This window comes from Streptomyces sp. WM6378 (assembly GCF_001279695.1).
Classification (GTDB): domain Bacteria; phylum Actinomycetota; class Actinomycetes; order Streptomycetales; family Streptomycetaceae; genus Streptomyces.
The window spans coordinates 45571-61859 of sequence record NZ_LGDD01000133.1 but is presented as its reverse complement, the minus strand read 5'-3'; the positions used below and the strand labels follow the sequence as shown (position 1 = coordinate 61859).

Sequence of the window (16289 nt, the reverse complement as noted above, 5' to 3'; positions counted from 1 at the left end):
CTGGACCGGTCGCGATGTTTGCGCGTGCTTGCGACGGCGGATGTGCGAACGGTGCGAGTGTGACGGAGTTCGCTTCACGCCCCGAGCCGGGAAGGGCGGCCGGTAGGGGCGTGCGTGCGCTGCGTGAGGCCACTCCCGCGCTCAGTCCGGGGTCGCTGACAGGCCCTTGCCGCCCGGGGTGGCGGTGAGGATCAGCGTGCGGTGGTCCAGGCGATAGCCGACCTTGCCCCGGAGGACGCCCAGAACGGCCTGTTCGAGCTGCATCTCGGGGCCCGCGCACATCATCCGCGTGGTGCCGAGAGGGCCGAAGGTGATGGTGTGCTCGTCTGCGGAGACCGTCGCCGCACCGCGGACCGCATTGCACCCGGCGTTGCCCTGCACCTGCCCGTCCTTGCCGAAGGTCAGATACGCCCTGCCGGCGGTGCCGTCCGGGAGGGGCCGGGTGACGTCCGCGTCGAGGAGTCCGTTCACGGTCCACCGGGTGGTGGTGAGCGGTGCGTCCGGTTCGGCGCTCCGTAGCACGTGCTCCCTCGGAGGCTGGGGTCGCCCGGGGTCCGCGTCGCAGGCCGAGACGGCGAGCAGCCCGGCGAGGACGGCCGCGGTGGTGCTGAGCTTGCAGCTGGGCTTTCCCATGCGGATGGGACGGGGCGGGCGGGGGCCCGGTTCCGCGCGGGTGGACGTATGTACGGCTACGACGTCGGCGTAGGTACGGCTACGGCATCGGACTAGGCGGCTGCGCGACCGCGATGTCCGTGCCGCCACGCCATCACGACATCACCGGCAGCACCGCCGCCAGGTCCGCCCGCTCGCCGCTCGCCGCGACCTTCGCCGAGTCCAGCGCCTCGGCCCATCCCGTCCGGCCGGTGGCGAGCCGGATCCAGGTGAGCGGGTCGGTCTCGACGACGTTCGGCGGGGTGCCCCGGGTGTGCTTGGGGCCGGCCACGCACTGCACCACCGCGTACGGCGGGATCCGCACCTCGACCGAGCCACCGGGCACCTTCGTTGCGAGCGCGTCGGCGAGCAGCCTGGTGCACGCGGCGAGCGCCTGCCGGTCGTAGGGGACGCCGAGTTCGGGCAGCGCGTCGTTCAAGTCGTCGGTGTGGACGACGAGTTCGACGGTCCGGGTCACCAGGACGTCGGCGAAGGTCATCGCGCCGAACCGGGTCGGCATGAGCCGGGTGTCGGGGGTGGCCGCGAAGAGCTCCTCGGCTCGGGCCGCCCGCTGCTCGAAGAGCGCGTCGAGATCGGCGACAGAGGACGCCAACTCCCTTGTTCCATCCGCCACTTGGCCACCCACGTCCGCTGTGCGGAACGGCCAGTCGAGCAGCGCGACCTGCTGCGTCGGCGGCTCGTCCTCGGCGAGGTAGCGATCCAGCATGCCGAGCGCCATCGTGTGGTGCACGGCGAGCTCGCGCACCGTCCAGTCGCCGAGCCGGGTGGGCCGGGCGAGCTGCTCGGGCGTGAGCGTGCCGACGGCCTGGCGTACGTGGCCGAACTGGGCGAGGACGGCGGCCCGGGTCTTCGCCGGGTCGTACTTGCGGGCGCGCTTCTTGGCCGGGGACATGAATCCGAGCCTACGCCGGGCCGGGATAGCTCCCCAGACCATTTTCGACCTGCGCGAACGCCCGCTCGGCGCGCTCCGCTGCATCGGTGGCGACCCATCGCGCGGACTCCCCGCCGAGAATGCGGCGGTGGTGCTCGTTGATCAGCGCGTTGCGGGCGCCGGTCAGCTGGGCGGCCGCGACGGCGGCGAGCAGCTCGGCCAGCTCCCGCTACGCCTCACCGAAGGCGAGGGAGGCGCGCTGGAGCAGCACCGGTGTGTTCTGGATGAGCTGGCGGGCCTGGAGGGAGCGCGGGTCGTCGTTGAGGCCGACCGACGGGTCGCGCAGCTCGATCATCTCCAGCAACTGGCGGCGCACGGCGGCCACGGCCGACTCGCCGGGCGCCGCCCGCGACACCGCCGTGCACGGCTTCATCTCCGCGCTGGACGTGGTCTTCCTGGCCGCGGCCGGGATCATGGCGTTCGCCGCCGCTCTGGCCGCCCGCCTCCCCGCCGAGACCCGGCCGGCGGCCGCTGCCCGAGCGGAGACCAGGCAACTCGTCGACGCCTGAACGCGCTTCGGCCCCGTACCTCGTCAACCGAGGTACGGGGCCGAGGAGTTGGCGCGTGCTAGGCCAGCAGGGCGGGGATGGTCGCCTCGTGGGCCGTGCGCAGTTCGGTCAGCTCCAGGGTGAACTCGCCCTGGACGTCGATGGATTCGCCGTCCACGACACCGATCCGGGTCGCCGGAAGGCCGCGCGCGCCGCACATGTCGGTGAAGCGCAGCTCCTCGGAGCGCGGCACGGACACGATCGCGCGCCCGGCCGACTCGCTGAACAGGAACGTGAAGGCGTCGAGCCCGTCCGGCACGACCAGGCGCGCGCCCTTGCCGCCCTTGAGGCAGGACTCGGCCACGGCCTGGACGAGCCCGCCGTCGGACAGGTCGTGCGCGGCGTCGATCATGCCGTCGCGCGAGCCCGAGATCAGGATCTCGCCGAGCAGCTTCTCGCGGTCCAGGTCGACCTCGGGCGGCAGACCGCCCAGGTGGTCGTGGATGACCTGGGACCAGGCCGAGCCGCCGAACTCCTCGCGGGTGTCACCGAGGAGGTAGAGCAGCTGCCCCTCCTCGGCGAACGCGATCGGGGTGCGCCGGTTCACGTCGTCGATCACGCCGAGCACCGCGACCACGGGGGTCGGGTGGATCGCCGTCTCACCGGTCTGGTTGTAGAGCGAGACGTTGCCGCCGGTCACCGGGGTGCCGAGCTGGAGGCAGCCGTCCGCGAGACCACGGGTGGCCTCGGCGAACTGCCACATCACGTCCGGGTCCTCGGGGGAGCCGAAGTTCAGGCAGTCCGAGATCGCGAGCGGCTTCGCGCCGGAGGCCGCCACGTTGCGGTAGGCCTCGGCGAGCGCGAGCTGGGCGCCGGTGTACGGGTCGAGCTTGGCGTACCGGCCGTTGCCGTCGGTCGCCATGGCCACGCCCAGGTTCGACTCCTCGTCGATCCGGACCATGCCCGCGTCCTCGGGCATCGCGAGCACCGTGTTGCCCTGCACGAAGCGGTCGTACTGGTCGGTGATCCAGGACTTGGAGGCCTGGTTCGGGGAGCCGACCAGCTTCAGGACCTGGTCCTTCAGCTCGTCGCCGGTCGACGGGCGGGGCAGCTTGCCCGCGTCGTCGGCCTGCAGCGCGTCCTGCCAGGAGGGGCGCGCGAACGGCCGGTTGTAGACCGGGCCCTCGTGCGCCACGGTGCGCGGCGGCACGTCCACGATCTGCTCGCCGTGCCAGAAGATCTCCAGCTGGGAGCCCTCGGTCACCTCACCGATGACGGTGGCGATGACGTCCCACTTCTCGCAGATCTCCATGAAGCGGTCGACGTGCTGCGGCTCGACGACCGCGCACATGCGTTCCTGCGACTCGCTCATGAGGATTTCCTCGGGCGAGAGGGAGGAGTCCCGGAGGTGCACGGTGTCCAGTTCGACGCGCATGCCGCCCGAACCGGCGCTCGCGAGCTCCGAGGTCGCGCACGACAGGCCCGCGCCACCCAGGTCCTGGATGCCCGCGACGAGCTTCTCCTTGAAGATCTCCAGGGTGCACTCGATGAGGAGCTTCTCCTGGAAGGGGTCGCCGACCTGGACGGCCGGGCGCTTGGCCGGACCGGTCGACTCGAAGGTCTCGGAGGCGAGCACGGACACGCCGCCGATGCCGTCGCCGCCCGTGCGGGCCCCGTACAGGATGACCTTGTTGCCCGGCCCGGAGGCCTTCGCGAGGTGGATGTCCTCGTGCTTCATCACGCCGATGCATCCGGCGTTGACCAGCGGGTTGCCCTGGTAGCAGGCGTCGAAGACGACCTCGCCGCCGATGTTCGGCAGGCCCAGGCAGTTGCCGTAGCCGCCGATGCCGGCGACGACGCCGGGCAGTACGCGCTTGGTGTCGGGGTGGTCGGCCGCGCCGAAGCGCAGCGGGTCCACCACCGCGACCGGGCGGGCGCCCATGGCGAGGATGTCGCGGACGATGCCGCCGACGCCGGTAGCCGCGCCCTGGTAGGGCTCGATGTAGCTGGGGTGGTTGTGCGACTCGACCTTGAAGGTGACCGCGTACCCCTGGCCGACGTCGACGACGCCCGCGTTCTCGCCGATGCCCACCAGCATGGCGTCGTTGGCGGGGACCTTGTCGCCGAACTGCTTCAGGTGGACCTTGCTGCTCTTGTACGAGCAGTGCTCGGACCACATGACCGAGTACATGGCGAGCTCGGCACCGGTCGGGCGGCGGCCGAGGATCTCCCGGATGCGCGCGTACTCGTCCTCCTTGAGGCCGAGCTCCTTCCAGGGCTGCTCGACGTCCGGGGTCTCGGCGGCGTGCTTGACGGTGTCCAGAGTCATGCGTTGACCAGCTTCTTCAGGATCGAGGTGAAGAATCCGAGGCCGTCGGTACGGCCCGTACCGATCAGCGGCTCCACGGCGTGCTCGGGGTGCGGCATCAGGCCGACGACGTTTCCGGCGGCGTTGGTGATGCCGGCGATGTCACGGAGCGAGCCGTTGGGATTGACGTCCAGGTAGCGGAACGCGACCCGGCCCTCGGCCTCCAGCTCGTCCAGCGTGCGCTCGTCGGCGACGTACCGGCCGTCCATGTTCTTGAGCGGAACCTGGATCTCCTGGCCGGCCTCGTAGTCGGCCGTCCAGGCGGTCTCCGCGTTCTCCACCCGCAGCTTCTGCTCGCGGCAGATGAAGTGCAGGTGGTTGTTGCGGAGCATGGCGCCCGGCAGCAGGTGCGACTCGGTGAGGATCTGGAAGCCGTTGCAGATGCCGAGGACCGGAAGGCCGGCCTTCGCCTGCTCGATGATCGTCTCCATCACCGGTGAGAACCGGGAGATGGCCCCGGCCCGCAGGTAGTCGCCGTAACTGAACCCGCCGGCCAGGACGACGGCGTCGACCTGCTTGAGGTCCTTGTCGCGGTGCCAGAGCGAAACCGGCTCGGCGCCCGCGATGCGCACGGCCCGCAGACTGTCCCGGTCGTCGAGCGTGCCGGGGAAGGTGACAACGCCGATGCGTGCAGTCACTTGGACTGCTCCTCGACCTTGACGGTGAAGTCTTCGATAACGGTGTTGGCGAGGAAGGTCTCGGCCATCTCGTGGATGCGGGCGAGGGCGGCCTCGTCGACCGGTCCCTCCACCTCCAGCTCGAAACGCTTTCCCTGACGTACGTCGCCGATCCCCTCGAAGCCGAGACGGGGCAGTGCGCGCTGCACCGCCTGTCCCTGCGGGTCGAGGATTTCCGGCTTGAGCATGACGTCGACTACGACGCGTGCCACTGGCACTCCCGGTGTGGTGTGGTGCGAAGGCGGTTCCCTCAGAGTACCCGCCCAAAAAATCTACGCGGGTAGATATAGTTGACCTCCGATCACGTTCCGGTTTCGGCCGCGACAACACGTGGGAAAAATCCCGAGAAAAAGTCGCCGAAGTCATTGCGTCGGGACACGCTGATGCAATTGGCTGGGCTTCACATTGCAATGGGTGCCGCTGTACAAAGGAATCCCAGCGAAAGCAACATTGCTCCATAACAGCCGGAAGGCCGGTATCGCCGCACGTCAGGCACGTGGGGGCGGCGAGGCCGTAGGAAGGATCCGATATCCGTGGCTCAGCGCGTAGTGGTCACACTCTCCGATGACATCGACGGCGGAGAAGCGGCGGAAACGGTCACGTTCGGCCTGGACGGAAAGGTCTACGAGATCGACCTCAATCCCGCCAATGCAAAGAAACTGCGCAAGGCGCTCGCGCCTTACGTGACAGCGGGACGCAAGCATGCGAAGTCCGGGAAGACCTACCGGCACACGGCCGTCGCGCCCGACCCGGCGGCCGTCCGCGCCTGGGCGCGCTCCAACAAGATGGACGTGCCGGCCCGCGGCCGGATCCCGAAGAAGGTCTACGAGGCCTTCGCCGAGGCGAGCTGACCTCCCGTCCGGGGCGGCCCTGCACCCGCCCCGGACACCGGAGTTGCAATCCCCCCCTGCTGATCAGCTAGAGTCTGGAGCACGCCGAGGGGCAAGGCCGAAAGGCCCGGTCCACCGGAGCGTGCGGGTGTAGTTCAGTAGTAGAACATCCCCCTTCCAGGGGGAAGGCGCAGTGTGCAATTCCTGTCACCCGCTCTGCATTGCGTACCGATCCATCTTGTGGATCAGGTAGAGTAGTGCTCGCACCACGCGGTGAAAGCTGTGTGGCGGCATGCGGACGTGGCTCAGTTGGTAGAGCATCACCTTGCCAAGGTGAGGGTCGCGAGTTCGAATCTCGTCGTCCGCTCAGGAAGCACTAAAGGCCCCAGTTCATCGAACTGGGGCCTTTAGTCATGTACCCGGCCAAGTGCCGCTCCCCTCCTGACATTTGTCATGTGCGGTGATGACACCGCGCACTGCCCGCGCCCCGCTTCCCGCGGAACGCTGAAGTCATGGCAGGCACAGCGAATGTGATCGAGGCCGAGGAGCTGCGGCGGACCTACGCCGGGGGCTTCGAGGCCGTTTCCGGAATCTCCTTCTCGGTGCGTCGGGGCGAACTCTTCGCGCTGCTCGGCACCAACGGCGCGGGCAAGACCTCCACCGTCGAACTCCTCGAAGGTCTCGCCCCGCCCAGCGGCGGCAGCGTCCGGGTGCTCGGGCACGACCCGTACACCGAACGGGCCGCCGTGCGCCCCCGGACCGGCGTGATGCTCCAGGAAGGCGGCTTCCCCTCCGAGCTCACCGTCGCCGAGACGGTACGGATGTGGGCGGGCTGCACCAGTGGGGCCCGGGCCGTGGACGAGGCGCTGGAGCTCGTCGGCCTGGAGCGGCGCTCCGACGTACGGGTCAAGCAGCTCTCCGGGGGCGAGAAGCGGCGGCTCGACCTGGCGCTCGCGCTGCTCTCGCGGCCCGAGGTGCTCTTCCTCGACGAGCCGACCACGGGCCTGGACGCCGAAGGGCGGCGCGACACCTGGGAGTTGGTGCGGGCACTGCGCGACGGCGGCACCACCGTGCTCCTGACCACCCACTACCTGGAGGAGGCCGAGGCGCTCGCCGAGCGGCTCGCGATCCTCCACGAAGGGCGGATCGCGGCGAGCGGCCGGGTCGACGAAGTCGTCGCCGCCCAGCCCTCGCACATCGCCTTCGAACTGCCCGACGGCTACCACCTCGGCGATCTGCCGCCGCTCGACCGGCTCGGCGTCAGCAGCCACGAGACGAGCGGCCGCACCGTACGGCTGAGGACCACAGCGCTCCAACACGCCGCCACCGGGCTGCTGTTGTGGGCCAGGGACAGCGGGGTCGAGCTGCGGGGGCTCGATGTGCGCTCGGCCTCGCTCGAAGAGGCGTTCTTGAAGATCGCGCAGGACCAGCGCGGAGAAATGGAGGCCGCTCGATGAGCACCACCCTGGACGCGGTGCGGAGCCCGGTTCTGGCGCCCGCGCGGTCCCTGAAGACCGCGGCGGACCGCATGAAGGCACTGGCGCGGGCCGAACTCACCCTGCTCGGCCGGAACAAGTCCGCCCTGTTCACCGTCCTCGTACTGCCGAGCCTCATGAGCTACGCCATGTACTCGGCCGTGCAGGGTCTCGACCTGAAGCAGACCGGGCTCAGCGTCGGCACCGTGGTGCTGCCGGGCGCCCTCGGCTACGTCCTGCTGTTCGCGGTGTACTCACCGCTGGTCGGCGTCTATGTCGTACGCCGAGAGGAACTCGTCCTGAAGCGCCTTCGCACCGGGGAGCTGCGGGACCTGGAGATCCTGGCGGGAGCGGCGCTGCCCTCGGCGCTCATCGCCCTTGCGCAGTCCGCGCTGCTCGCGGTCGCCTGCTCGGTCCTGCTGCACGTTCCGATGCCGGGGTCGGCATGGCTGGCGGTCGTCGGGCTCGCGCTCGGCGCACCGATGATGGCCGCCCTCGCCGCGGCGACCTCGGCCATCACCAAATCCGCCGAGGGCGCCCAGATCGCGGTCATGCCGATGATGATGCTCTCGATGGCGGGGTCGGGCATGGTCGTACCGCTGGACGTCATGCCGGACAAGCTGGCCACCGTCTGCGAGATGCTGCCGCTGACCCCTGCGGTCGAACTGATCCGGAGCGGCTGGACCGGCGGCGCCGGCGTCGGCGACGTACTGCGGGAACTGCTCGTCATGGTTGTCTGGACGCTCATCGCGGTACTGGTCGTGCGCAAGCGCTTCCGCTGGGAGCCGCGGCGCTGAGACAGGGGGGACGGCAGGGTGTTCGGGCGGATACGGGCGTGGCACCGACGGCACTGGCGCGACCGCAGCAGGGTCGAGAAGGTCGAGGTGCAGAGCCGGCTGATCTGGCGGTGCTCGACCTGGTTCCTCTTCCTCAGCTGGGACGTCCCGTTCATCCTGGAGGGCCTGCGCAACGATCCGCTGCCGCTGGCCCTCGGCACCGCGACGGTCGTGACGGGCGCGGTGCAGGCCTTCCAGGGCAACAAGGTCCACCGGATGGCCGTCGACCACTACCTGGGGCGCGTCGAGGCGCCGCGGCGCGCACTGTTCGTGGCCGGGGCACTCTGCGCGCTCTCGCTCGCCCTGCTCGCGGGGCTCCGGGCGGCGCACGGCATCACGGATCCGACGCTCCTGCTCGTCGTGATGTACATCATGATGCCGCTCGGAATGACGTACTGCCTGCTCGTCCCGCCCCGCACGTTCCTGTGGCGGTTCGCGCTGCTCGGCATCGCGGCCGTGACGGTGTTCGCGCCGGCCGGAGTGCCGGGCGCGCAGCTGATCGGCCTGGCGATCGGGGTGGCCCTGTCCGGCACGTACGCCCTGATGGTGTCGCGCTGCGGGGCCTGGACGCTGTCGGTGCTGTGGGAGTCGGACCGGGCCCGCGAGACCGAGGGCCGGCTCGCCGTCGCCGAGGAACGGCTGCGCTTCGGGCGGGACATGCACGACGTGCTCGGCCGCAACCTCGCCGTCATCGCCCTGAAGGCCGAGCTCGCCGTGCAGCTCGCCCAGCGCGGCCGGCCCGAGGCGGTGGCGCAGATGGTGGAGGTGCAGCGCATCGCCCAGGAATCGCAGAAAGAGGTACGGGAAGTGGTGCGCGGCTATCGCGAGGCGGACCTCGGCGTGGAGATCGAGGGCGCCCGAGGGGTCCTTGAGGCGGCCGGGATCGGCTGCGCCTACAGCGGCCCCTCCGACGCGCTGACCGTCGAGGTGCAGTCCGCGCTCGGCTGGGTGGTGCGCGAGGCCACCACCAACGTGCTGCGGCACGGCGACGCCCGCAGCGTGGCGATCAGGCTCGCCGTCGACGGGCGCACCGCGAGGCTGGTCGTCGAGAACGACGGCGTACCGGAGCGGCCGAACACCGCCCCCGGCTCCGGCCTCGCGGGCCTGCGCGAACGCCTTTCCGCGCTCGGTGGCACCCTGGAGGCGGGCCCGGCGGGCGAAGGACTTTTCCGGCTGACCGCGGAGGTGCCCAGATGAGCCGCGTACGGGTGCTGCTCGCCGACGACGAGCACCTGATCCGGGGTGCGCTCGCCGCGCTCCTTGGCCTGGAGGACGACCTGGAGGTAGTCGCGGAGGCCGCGTCCGGGCCCGAGGCGCTCGCGATGGCGCGGGCCCACCGGCCCGATGTGGCGGTCCTCGATCTGGAGATGCCGGGTGCGGACGGTGTGACAGTGGCCACAAAACTGCGGGCCGAACTGCCGTCCTGCCGGACCATGATCGTGACCAGTCACGGGCGCCCCGGCCACCTCAAGCGGGCCCTGACGGCGGGGGTGCGGGGCTTCGTGCCGAAGACCGTGAGCGCCCGGCGGCTCGCCGAGATCATCCGGTCCGTACATGCCGGAAACCGTTACGTCGACCCGGAGTTGGCGGCCGACGCGATCTCCGCCGGGGACTCCCCGCTGACCGTGCGCGAGGCCGAAGTCCTGGGGTTCGCGGCCGACGGGGCGCCCGTCGCGGAGATCGCCGAGCGGGCCGCGCTGTCGCAGGGGACGGTGCGGAACTACCTCTCATCGGCCGCCGCCAAGCTGGGCGCCGAGAACCGTCACACGGCGGTGCGTCTCGCCCGCGAGCGAGGTTGGGTATAGTGGTCTCCGCGCCACGGCGCATGCGAACGTAGCTCAGCTGGTAGAGCACCACCTTGCCAAGGTGGATGTCGCGAGTTCGAACCTCGTCGTTCGCTCAGAAGGAAGAAGCCCCCGGCCACTGGCCGGGGGCTTCTTTTCGCTTACGACCAGCTGCTGCCGGTGAGCTGCTCGTACGCCTCGATGTACTTGCCCCGGGTCGCGTCCACGATCTGCTGCGGCAGCGCCGGGGGCGGCTGCTCGCTCTCGCGGTCCCAGCCGGAGGCCGGCGAGGTCAGCCAGTCGCGCACGTACTGCTTGTCGTAGGACGGCTGGGCGCGGCCCGGCTCCCACGTCGCGGCCGGCCAGAAGCGCGAGGAGTCCGGGGTGAGCACCTCGTCGGCGATGACGAGCTCCTCGCCCGCGAAGCCGAACTCGAACTTGGTGTCCGCGAGGATGATGCCCCGCTCGCGCGCGATGTCGCGGGCCCGGCCGTAGACGGCGAGGGTGGTCTGGCGCAGCTGGGCGGCGGTCTCCGCGCCGATCTGGCGGGCCACCTCCTCGTAGCTCACGTTCTCGTCGTGGTCACCGACGGCGGCCTTGGTGGCGGGCGTGAAGATCGGCGCGGGCAGCTCGGACCCGTTGGAAAGGCCCTCGGGCAGCGCGAGGCCGCACACCGTGCGGGACTCGTCGTACTCGACCAGGCCGGAGCCGGCGAGGTAGCCGCGGGCGACGCACTCCACCGGGACCATCGCGAGCGACTTGCACACCAGGGTGCGGCCCGCCCAGTCGGCGGGGGCGCCCTCGGGGAGCTCCTCGGAGATGACGTGGTTGGGCACCAGGTCGGCCAGCAGGTCGAACCACCACAGCGAGAGCTGGGTGAGCACGCGGCCCTTGTCGGGGATCTCGGTCGGCAGCACCCAGTCGTACGCGGACATCCGGTCGCTGGCGACCATCAGGAGGTCGCCGGCCTCGTTCTGATAGAGGTCACGCACCTTGCCCGTGTGCAGGTGGGTGAGGCCGGGAACCTGAAGCGGCTCGGGCTTTTCTACGAATCCGGACACGGTTCCTCCGCGTAGGTTGATCCAGGAGCGATTCCGATTCTCTCGCATGCGGCCGGGTACCCAGGTCGCGGGTCTTGCGCGGCGGCGTTCTTCGGAGTCAGTCCCGCTTGCAGATGCGGTCGAGGAGGTTGGCCGTGGCGCGCTGGATGCGGCTGTCCACGTGGCCGGGCCGGTCGAGCGCCGGTGACCAGGCGAAAGTGCCCGAGGCGAAGACGAGTGCGCCGGAGGGGGCCCGGTACAGCGACGTCTCCTGGTGGCGGGCGTGCTGCTCGCCGTCCCGGTAGGGGGAGTGGGCGAGCAGGATGCGGTCCTGGTGCTCGGGGAGCGCGGTGCGCGGGTAGTAGCGGTCGGCCTCGCCCGCCACCAGGCCGTCGATCTCGTCGCCGTCACCGGCCCCGGTCGCCTCCCACAGCCAGTGGTCCGCGTTGCGCACGACCATGGGGTACGGCTCGGGGACGCGGCCCGCGTACTGGATGCCCAGGAGCTGCTGCTCGGGCCGGGCGACCTCGCGCCACAGGGCGGGGCGGCCGGGGCCGCGCCGCTTGCGGCAGGTGAGGAGCCGGTCGGGCACGCCGGACGGGGACGGCCCCAACTCCACCTGCCAGTAAAGGGAGTTGGCGGACAGGAAGACTAGCGAGGTGCCGCCGTCGCGGGCCAGCTCCACGGTGCGGCGCATCGGCGCCGACCAGTACTCGTCGTGGCCGGGGAAGACGAGGCCCCGGTAGCGGGAGGGGTCCACGCGGCCCGCGTGCAGGTCGCGGGCGTCCGCGTAGGCGAGGTCGTAGCCGTAGCGCTCGGCCCAGCGGATGAAGTCGTAGGCGTGGCCGACGTGCAGCGGCAGGCCCGCGCCCGCGTACGGCCGGTCGAAGGAGACGGTGATCGCCGCGTCCTCCTCGCCGAGCAGCCGGCCCTCCTCGTCCCAGGCGTGGTAGAGGCTGGCGCCGGTGCGGCCGTCCTCCGGGAAGAGGTTGTAGGCCTGCCAGGTGATGTCGGGCAGCAGCAGGAGCAGATCGGCGGGGTGGCTGTCGCGGACGGTGAACGGGATGTGCGAGCGGTAGCCGTCGGCGGTGGTCAGCACGGCGACATGGGCGCCGATCGACGCGTGCGAGGGGACCTGGTAGCGCCAGGACTGCCACCAGTGGTGGCAGGAGACGGTGCGGTCGGCGGCCAGCGGGGGCGGCTGGACGATGCCGGAGAGCCGGGGACTGGTGGCGATCTTCGCGGCTCCGTCGCCGCCGTAGTGCCCGATCCGGTAGACGTCCACGGTGAACTGCTGCGGGGGGTCCACGGTGATGTGGAAGTCGATGGCCTCGCCGGGCTCGACGGCCCCGCTGGAGGCGAACCCTTTGATCTGCTGGCGTACGTCGTCGGCGGTGCGCGGCCCGGCGACCCGGGCGGTGCCGCGTTGGGCCGGAACGTGGTCGACGTACCAGGGCACCACGTGCCCGGTGTCGTCGAAATAGGTTTCGCTGCCGCGCAGCCAGGGCAGCGGGCCCTGTCCGAAGGGGTCCGAGACGGCGTGCGCGAGGGCACCCGACTCCCAGCGCCGGATGTGGTCCGACCGTTCCACCCCCATGTCACTCCCCTCCCTCGATCCCCCGAGACAACAGTGATGCGACTGTGGTGCGCCGTCTGACAGCTACCGGTCCCCAGCACATCACATAACGCACGCACTCCGTCACCGTTCGTCGCGAATTGACGTTAAGGGGAAGGCATCATTCCGGATGTATTACGGATGCGCGGGGCCAACTCGGCGTAGTGGGGGGCCTGTTGGGGGCGGGGCACCCACGTCGGCCGGGGGCGACCTCGGACAGCCAGACCGGCCTTGGGCGGGGACCCGTCAGACCAGCCGTACCGGCTTCTCCGGGCGGATGCCGACGGAGGACAGCCAGACGCGCAGCGCCTCCGCGTCGCCGTCCTCGACCAGGGTCAGTACCGGCGAGGCCAGGTCCGAGCGGCGTACGTCGTCGACGAGGAGCGAGGGGCCGTCCAGCCAGTCGAGCCCGGGCAGCGCGCCCGCCGTGTCGACCGCGGCGCAGCACACCATCGCCGTCACGTGGTCGGCGAGCAGCTCGCGGCCGGTGCGGGGCGGCTGGAGCGGGAAGAGCGGCATCGCGTCCGCTCCCCAGGACTCCGGGCCCGGCGCGGGCGGCGCGGACGCGGCCTCCTCGCCGGCCACTTCCGCGGCGATCCCGGCGGCCAGGCGCTCCCCGGCCTCGTCGTCGGCGGCGGTGAGATGGTCGATGACGCGGGCCAGCGTCGGGGCGGCGGGCTCCGTGTCGCGGCGCTCGCCCAGCGCGTCGAGGACCCGGTGCAGCCGGGCCGCCTCGGTGCGCCATTTGCGGTCGACGACCTCCTCCGGGTACGCCGCCCAGTCGACCGGCGCCCAGGCGGGGCCGGGCTCGGCGGGGCCGCCGTGGAACAGCCGCGCGGCGAGCAGCGAGGTCGCCTCGTCGGCGGCCCCGGGCTCCTCCAGGAGGTCGCAGGCCGGGCGCTCACCGAGCCGGGACGTGAAGCCCTCGGCCAGGCGGTCGCGCCGGGACAGCTCGGTGAGCGCCGAGACCACTCCCGCATCGAGCCGGGAGGGCCAGCGCCCCATCCGCCAGGCGGGCAGCGCGACCCGCGTCAGCAGCCGGTCCCAGCCCGCGTAGGCGAGCCCGACCTGCTCCTGGGCGACGATGCGGACCCCGTAGTCCACCGCCTGTGCGCGCTCGGAGGCGGCGGCGGCGACCCCGCGCTCCATTTCGGCGGCGTGCACCCGGCACCCGCGAAGGAGCAGCCGGGCGATCGACCCGACGAAGCCGAGCGGTATGCGCCGCAGCGGGCCGAGCCCGGGCCTGGTGGCCACGCCGACGGCCGCGTCGAGACCCCGTACGAACCGGCGGGCGGCGGCTATGTCCGGGTGCGCGGAGGGGCCCGTACCGGCGACGACGGGGGCGAGGATCGCGCGCAGCTCGCCGACGCGCATCCACCACATGAAGGGCGAGCCGATGACCAGGACCGGCGCGGCCGGCACCCGCCGGGCGCGACCGGAGCGCACATCGGCGCCGCCGCGTATGAAGCGAGCGGGCATCGCCCCCTGCTCGGCGGCCGCGTGCGCCGGATGCGTACGGTCCTCCAGCCAGCTGTCGCAGTCCGGCGTCAGGGCTATCGCGGAGGGCGGGGGCACATCGAGCCGCTCGGCCAGGTCCCTGACCAGGCGGTACAGGTCGGGGGCGGCCGATTCGGCGAGGTCCACCGTCGGGGACAGGGCCGGTCTGGCCCGTACGATCACCGCCGCCACGGCGGCCGCGAGCAGCAGCACGAGCAGCGCGGTGGCGATGACCGCCCAGCGCGCGCTGTCCCAGCCGCTGCCATCGATGCGGCCCTGCGCGGCCGCGACGATCAGCACGACGGCGACGGCCGCCGGCAGCAGGGCCACGGCCAGCGCCCTGCTACGGATGCGCAGCACGGCGAGAGCCCGCGAGCGCGCATGCTGCGCACCCGCCTCTCCACCCATTCCGGTACCGGACACGGCCGGACTTCACCCCCTCTGCCCTGCGGCGGCGTTGCTCACTCCCCCACTGTGGCACCCGCCACTGACATCGCAATGCCGGTGGGCCAAGTGCCGGAACGCCTTCGCCGCACCCTAGTTGGGGCGTCGGCAGGAGTCATCCGGATGGGCCACTCGTCACCCGATGGAATGGCTTTGGGCAAAGGTGCGGTTGTTCCGGGCCTGGCCGCTGCGGGCCTCCCACCGGGATTCCACGGAGCCAATACGGGCTACTACCGGCTTCCATGGGCTTTCGCGCGGCTGCTGCGGGCGTGGGCCGGGCGCCGCGGGGCTCCGGCGGGAAAACACGAGGGCCCCGGCGTGCACCGGGACCCGCGGAATTCTGGCGGAGTTCAGCCCTGTGCCCCGGCCGCCTCGCGCGCGATGTCGGTGCGGTGCTGCGAGCCGTCGAGCCGGATCCGGCCGACCGCCGTGTACGCCCGCTCCCGGGCCTGGGCGAGGTCCTTGCCGGTCGCGGTGACCGAGAGGACCCGGCCGCCCGCGCTGACGACCGCGTCTCCGTCCCGCCTGGTCCCGGCGTGCAGGACGTACGCGGTGGGCGCGTCCTGGGCCGCGACGTCCGCCAGGCCCTCGATGGGGTCGCCGATGCGGGGCGTCGCGGGGTAGTTGTGCGAGGCGATGACCACGGTCACGGCCGCGTCGTCGCGCCAGGTCAGCGGCGGTTCGGCGTCCAGCGTGCCGTTGGCCGAGTGCAGCAGGACGCTCGCGAGCGGCGTCTTGAGCCGGGCGAGCACGACCTGCGTCTCGGGGTCGCCGAACCGGGCGTTGAACTCGATGACCCGCACCCCGCGCGAGGTGATCGCGAGGCCCGCGTACAGAAGGCCGGAAAACGGCGTTCCGCGGCGGCGCAGCTCGTCGACGGTCGGCTGGAGCACGCTCGCCATGACCTCGTCGACGAGCTTCGGGTCGGCCCACGGAAGCGGCGAATAGGCGCCCATGCCACCGGTGTTGGGGCCCTCGTCGCCGTCGAGCGCGCGCTTGAAGTCCTGCGCGGGCTGGAGCGGCAGGACGGTGACGCCGTCGGTGATCGCGAAGAGCGAGACCTCGGGGCCGTCGAGGAACTCCTCGATGACGACGCGTTCGCAGGCCAGCGCGTGCTCCCGGGCGGCGGCGAGGTCGTCCGTCACCACGACGCCCTTGCCGGCCGCGAGACCGTCGTCCTTCACCACGTACGGGGCACCGAAGGCGTCCAGCGCCTCGTCGATCTCCTCGGGGGTGGTGCACACGTAGGAGCGGGCGGTCGGCACGTTCGCCCCCGCCATCACGTCCTTGGCGAAGGCCTTGGAGCCCTCCAGCTGGGCGGCCGCCTTCGAGGGGCCGAAGCAGGCGATGCCCGCGGCGCGTACGGCGTCGGCGACCCCGGCGACGAGGGGGGCCTCGGGCCCGACGACGACCAGGTCGCTCTTCAGCTGGGCGGCGAGGCGGGCGACCGCGTCCCCGTCCATCGGGTCCACGGGGTGGAGCTCGGCGACCTCCGCGATCCCGGCGTTGCCGGGGGCGCAGTACAGCGCCGTCACGTCGGGGTCGAGGGACAGGGAACGGCACAGGGCGTGCTCACGGGCACCGCCGCCGATGACAAGGACCTTCACGGCAGCCAGCCTAGCCGCCGCGATG

The 16289-nt window shown here is 71.6% G+C and carries 16 protein-coding genes and 3 tRNA genes; 9 read left to right on the top strand and 10 right to left on the bottom strand.

Translation table 11 applies throughout. The features are described from left to right. Positions 1–141 precede the first annotated feature (141 nt). The 3 genes from ADK54_RS13815 to ADK54_RS13805 form a co-directional block, all read right to left on the bottom strand. Entirely contained in the window at positions 142–633 is a 492-nt protein-coding gene (locus ADK54_RS13815; RefSeq protein WP_053725907.1) for an META domain-containing protein, read from the bottom strand. A 133-nt stretch (positions 634–766) separates the two neighbouring features. Next, complete coding sequence (locus ADK54_RS13810) at positions 767–1564, bottom strand: maleylpyruvate isomerase family mycothiol-dependent enzyme (RefSeq protein WP_053725906.1); 798 nt, start codon at positions 1562–1564, stop codon at positions 767–769. Between the two features lie 208 nt (positions 1565–1772). Then, entirely contained in the window at positions 1773–1976 is a 204-nt protein-coding gene (locus ADK54_RS13805; protein WP_053725905.1) for a hypothetical protein, read from the bottom strand. Between ADK54_RS13805 and ADK54_RS45925 the strand changes: the two genes are divergently transcribed. Next, entirely contained in the window at positions 1963–2112 is a 150-nt protein-coding gene (locus ADK54_RS45925) for a hypothetical protein (protein ID WP_159047752.1), read from the top strand. The genes ADK54_RS13805 and ADK54_RS45925 overlap by 14 nt on opposite strands. A gap of 58 nt (positions 2113–2170) precedes the next feature. On the opposite strand, the gene purL is transcribed toward ADK54_RS45925, so the two are convergent. Genes purL through purS form a run of 3 tightly spaced genes read right to left on the bottom strand, consistent with a single transcriptional unit; the run spans position 2171 to position 5354 of the window. After that, positions 2171–4420: a phosphoribosylformylglycinamidine synthase subunit PurL gene (purL, locus tag ADK54_RS13800; RefSeq protein WP_053725904.1), complete on the bottom strand. Its 2250-nt coding sequence runs from the start codon at positions 4418–4420 to the stop codon at positions 2171–2173. Continuing rightward, positions 4417–5097, bottom strand: coding sequence for a phosphoribosylformylglycinamidine synthase subunit PurQ (gene purQ / locus ADK54_RS13795; RefSeq protein WP_053725903.1), 681 nt, complete (start codon positions 5095–5097; stop codon positions 4417–4419). Before purQ ends, purL begins: the two co-directional genes overlap by 4 nt. Continuing rightward, a complete protein-coding gene (gene purS / locus ADK54_RS13790) occupies positions 5094–5354 on the bottom strand; it encodes a phosphoribosylformylglycinamidine synthase subunit PurS (RefSeq protein ID WP_078966365.1) in 261 nt (86 codons plus the stop codon). Before purS ends, purQ begins: the two co-directional genes overlap by 4 nt. Positions 5355–5669: 315 nt before the next feature. On the opposite strand from purS, the gene ADK54_RS13785 reads away from it, so the two are divergent. The 8 genes from ADK54_RS13785 (at position 5670) to ADK54_RS13750 (ending at position 10177) form a co-directional block, all read left to right on the top strand. Next, on the top strand, positions 5670–5987 hold the full coding sequence (locus ADK54_RS13785) for a histone-like nucleoid-structuring protein Lsr2 (protein ID WP_053725901.1): 318 nt from the start codon (positions 5670–5672) through the stop codon (positions 5985–5987). A 123-nt stretch (positions 5988–6110) separates the two neighbouring features. After that, positions 6111–6182: transfer RNA gene (locus ADK54_RS13780), tRNA-Gly, on the top strand. A 78-nt stretch (positions 6183–6260) separates the two neighbouring features. Next, a tRNA-Gly gene (locus ADK54_RS13775) sits at positions 6261–6333 on the top strand. A gap of 145 nt (positions 6334–6478) precedes the next feature. Continuing rightward, entirely contained in the window at positions 6479–7423 is a 945-nt protein-coding gene (locus ADK54_RS13770; protein ID WP_053725900.1) for an ABC transporter ATP-binding protein, read from the top strand. After that, entirely contained in the window at positions 7420–8238 is an 819-nt protein-coding gene (locus tag ADK54_RS13765; RefSeq protein WP_053725899.1) for an ABC transporter permease, read from the top strand. The genes ADK54_RS13770 and ADK54_RS13765 overlap by 4 nt, the downstream gene beginning before the upstream one ends. Before the next feature lie 18 nt (positions 8239–8256). Then, positions 8257–9474, top strand: coding sequence for a sensor histidine kinase (locus ADK54_RS13760; protein WP_053725898.1), 1218 nt, complete (start codon positions 8257–8259; stop codon positions 9472–9474). Next, positions 9471–10082, top strand: a complete 612-nt coding sequence (locus ADK54_RS13755; RefSeq protein ID WP_053725897.1) for a response regulator transcription factor — start codon at positions 9471–9473, stop codon at positions 10080–10082. The genes ADK54_RS13760 and ADK54_RS13755 overlap by 4 nt, the downstream gene beginning before the upstream one ends. Before the next feature lie 22 nt (positions 10083–10104). After that, positions 10105–10177 (top strand) — tRNA-Gly (locus tag ADK54_RS13750). A 45-nt stretch (positions 10178–10222) separates the two neighbouring features. Here the strand turns inward: ADK54_RS13750 and ADK54_RS13745 are convergent. The 4 genes from ADK54_RS13745 to purD form a co-directional block, all read right to left on the bottom strand. After that, positions 10223–11122, bottom strand: coding sequence for a phosphoribosylaminoimidazolesuccinocarboxamide synthase (locus ADK54_RS13745; RefSeq protein WP_053725896.1), 900 nt, complete (start codon positions 11120–11122; stop codon positions 10223–10225). 97 nt (positions 11123–11219) lie between these two features. Further along, on the bottom strand, positions 11220–12698 hold the full coding sequence (locus ADK54_RS13740) for a N,N-dimethylformamidase beta subunit family domain-containing protein (RefSeq protein WP_053725895.1): 1479 nt from the start codon (positions 12696–12698) through the stop codon (positions 11220–11222). A 264-nt stretch (positions 12699–12962) separates the two neighbouring features. Continuing rightward, positions 12963–14636 (bottom strand): hypothetical protein, encoded by a 1674-nt coding sequence (locus tag ADK54_RS13735; protein WP_053725894.1) that lies wholly within the window; start codon positions 14634–14636, stop codon positions 12963–12965. 371 nt (positions 14637–15007) lie between these two features. Further along, entirely contained in the window at positions 15008–16264 is a 1257-nt protein-coding gene (gene purD / locus ADK54_RS13730; RefSeq protein WP_053725893.1) for a phosphoribosylamine--glycine ligase, read from the bottom strand. Positions 16265–16289: the final 25 nt, after the last annotated feature.

Excerpts from the sequence above, each read along its gene's own strand:
- ADK54_RS13815 (WP_053725907.1), bottom strand. The coding sequence starts at position 633 with ATGGGAAAGCCCAGCTGCAAGCTCAGCACCACCGCGGCCGTCCTCGCC.
- purL (WP_053725904.1), bottom strand. The coding sequence starts at position 4,420 with ATGACTCTGGACACCGTCAAGCACGCCGCCGAGACCCCGGACGTCGAG.
- ADK54_RS13805 (WP_053725905.1), bottom strand. The coding sequence starts at position 1,976 with ATGAAGCCGTGCACGGCGGTGTCGCGGGCGGCGCCCGGCGAGTCGGCC.
- ADK54_RS13755 (WP_053725897.1), top strand. The coding sequence starts at position 9,471 with ATGAGCCGCGTACGGGTGCTGCTCGCCGACGACGAGCACCTGATCCGG.
- ADK54_RS13765 (WP_053725899.1), top strand. The coding sequence starts at position 7,420 with ATGAGCACCACCCTGGACGCGGTGCGGAGCCCGGTTCTGGCGCCCGCG.
- ADK54_RS13810 (WP_053725906.1), bottom strand. The coding sequence starts at position 1,564 with ATGTCCCCGGCCAAGAAGCGCGCCCGCAAGTACGACCCGGCGAAGACC.
- ADK54_RS13740 (WP_053725895.1), bottom strand. The coding sequence starts at position 12,698 with ATGGGGGTGGAACGGTCGGACCACATCCGGCGCTGGGAGTCGGGTGCC.
- ADK54_RS13770 (WP_053725900.1), top strand. The coding sequence starts at position 6,479 with ATGGCAGGCACAGCGAATGTGATCGAGGCCGAGGAGCTGCGGCGGACC.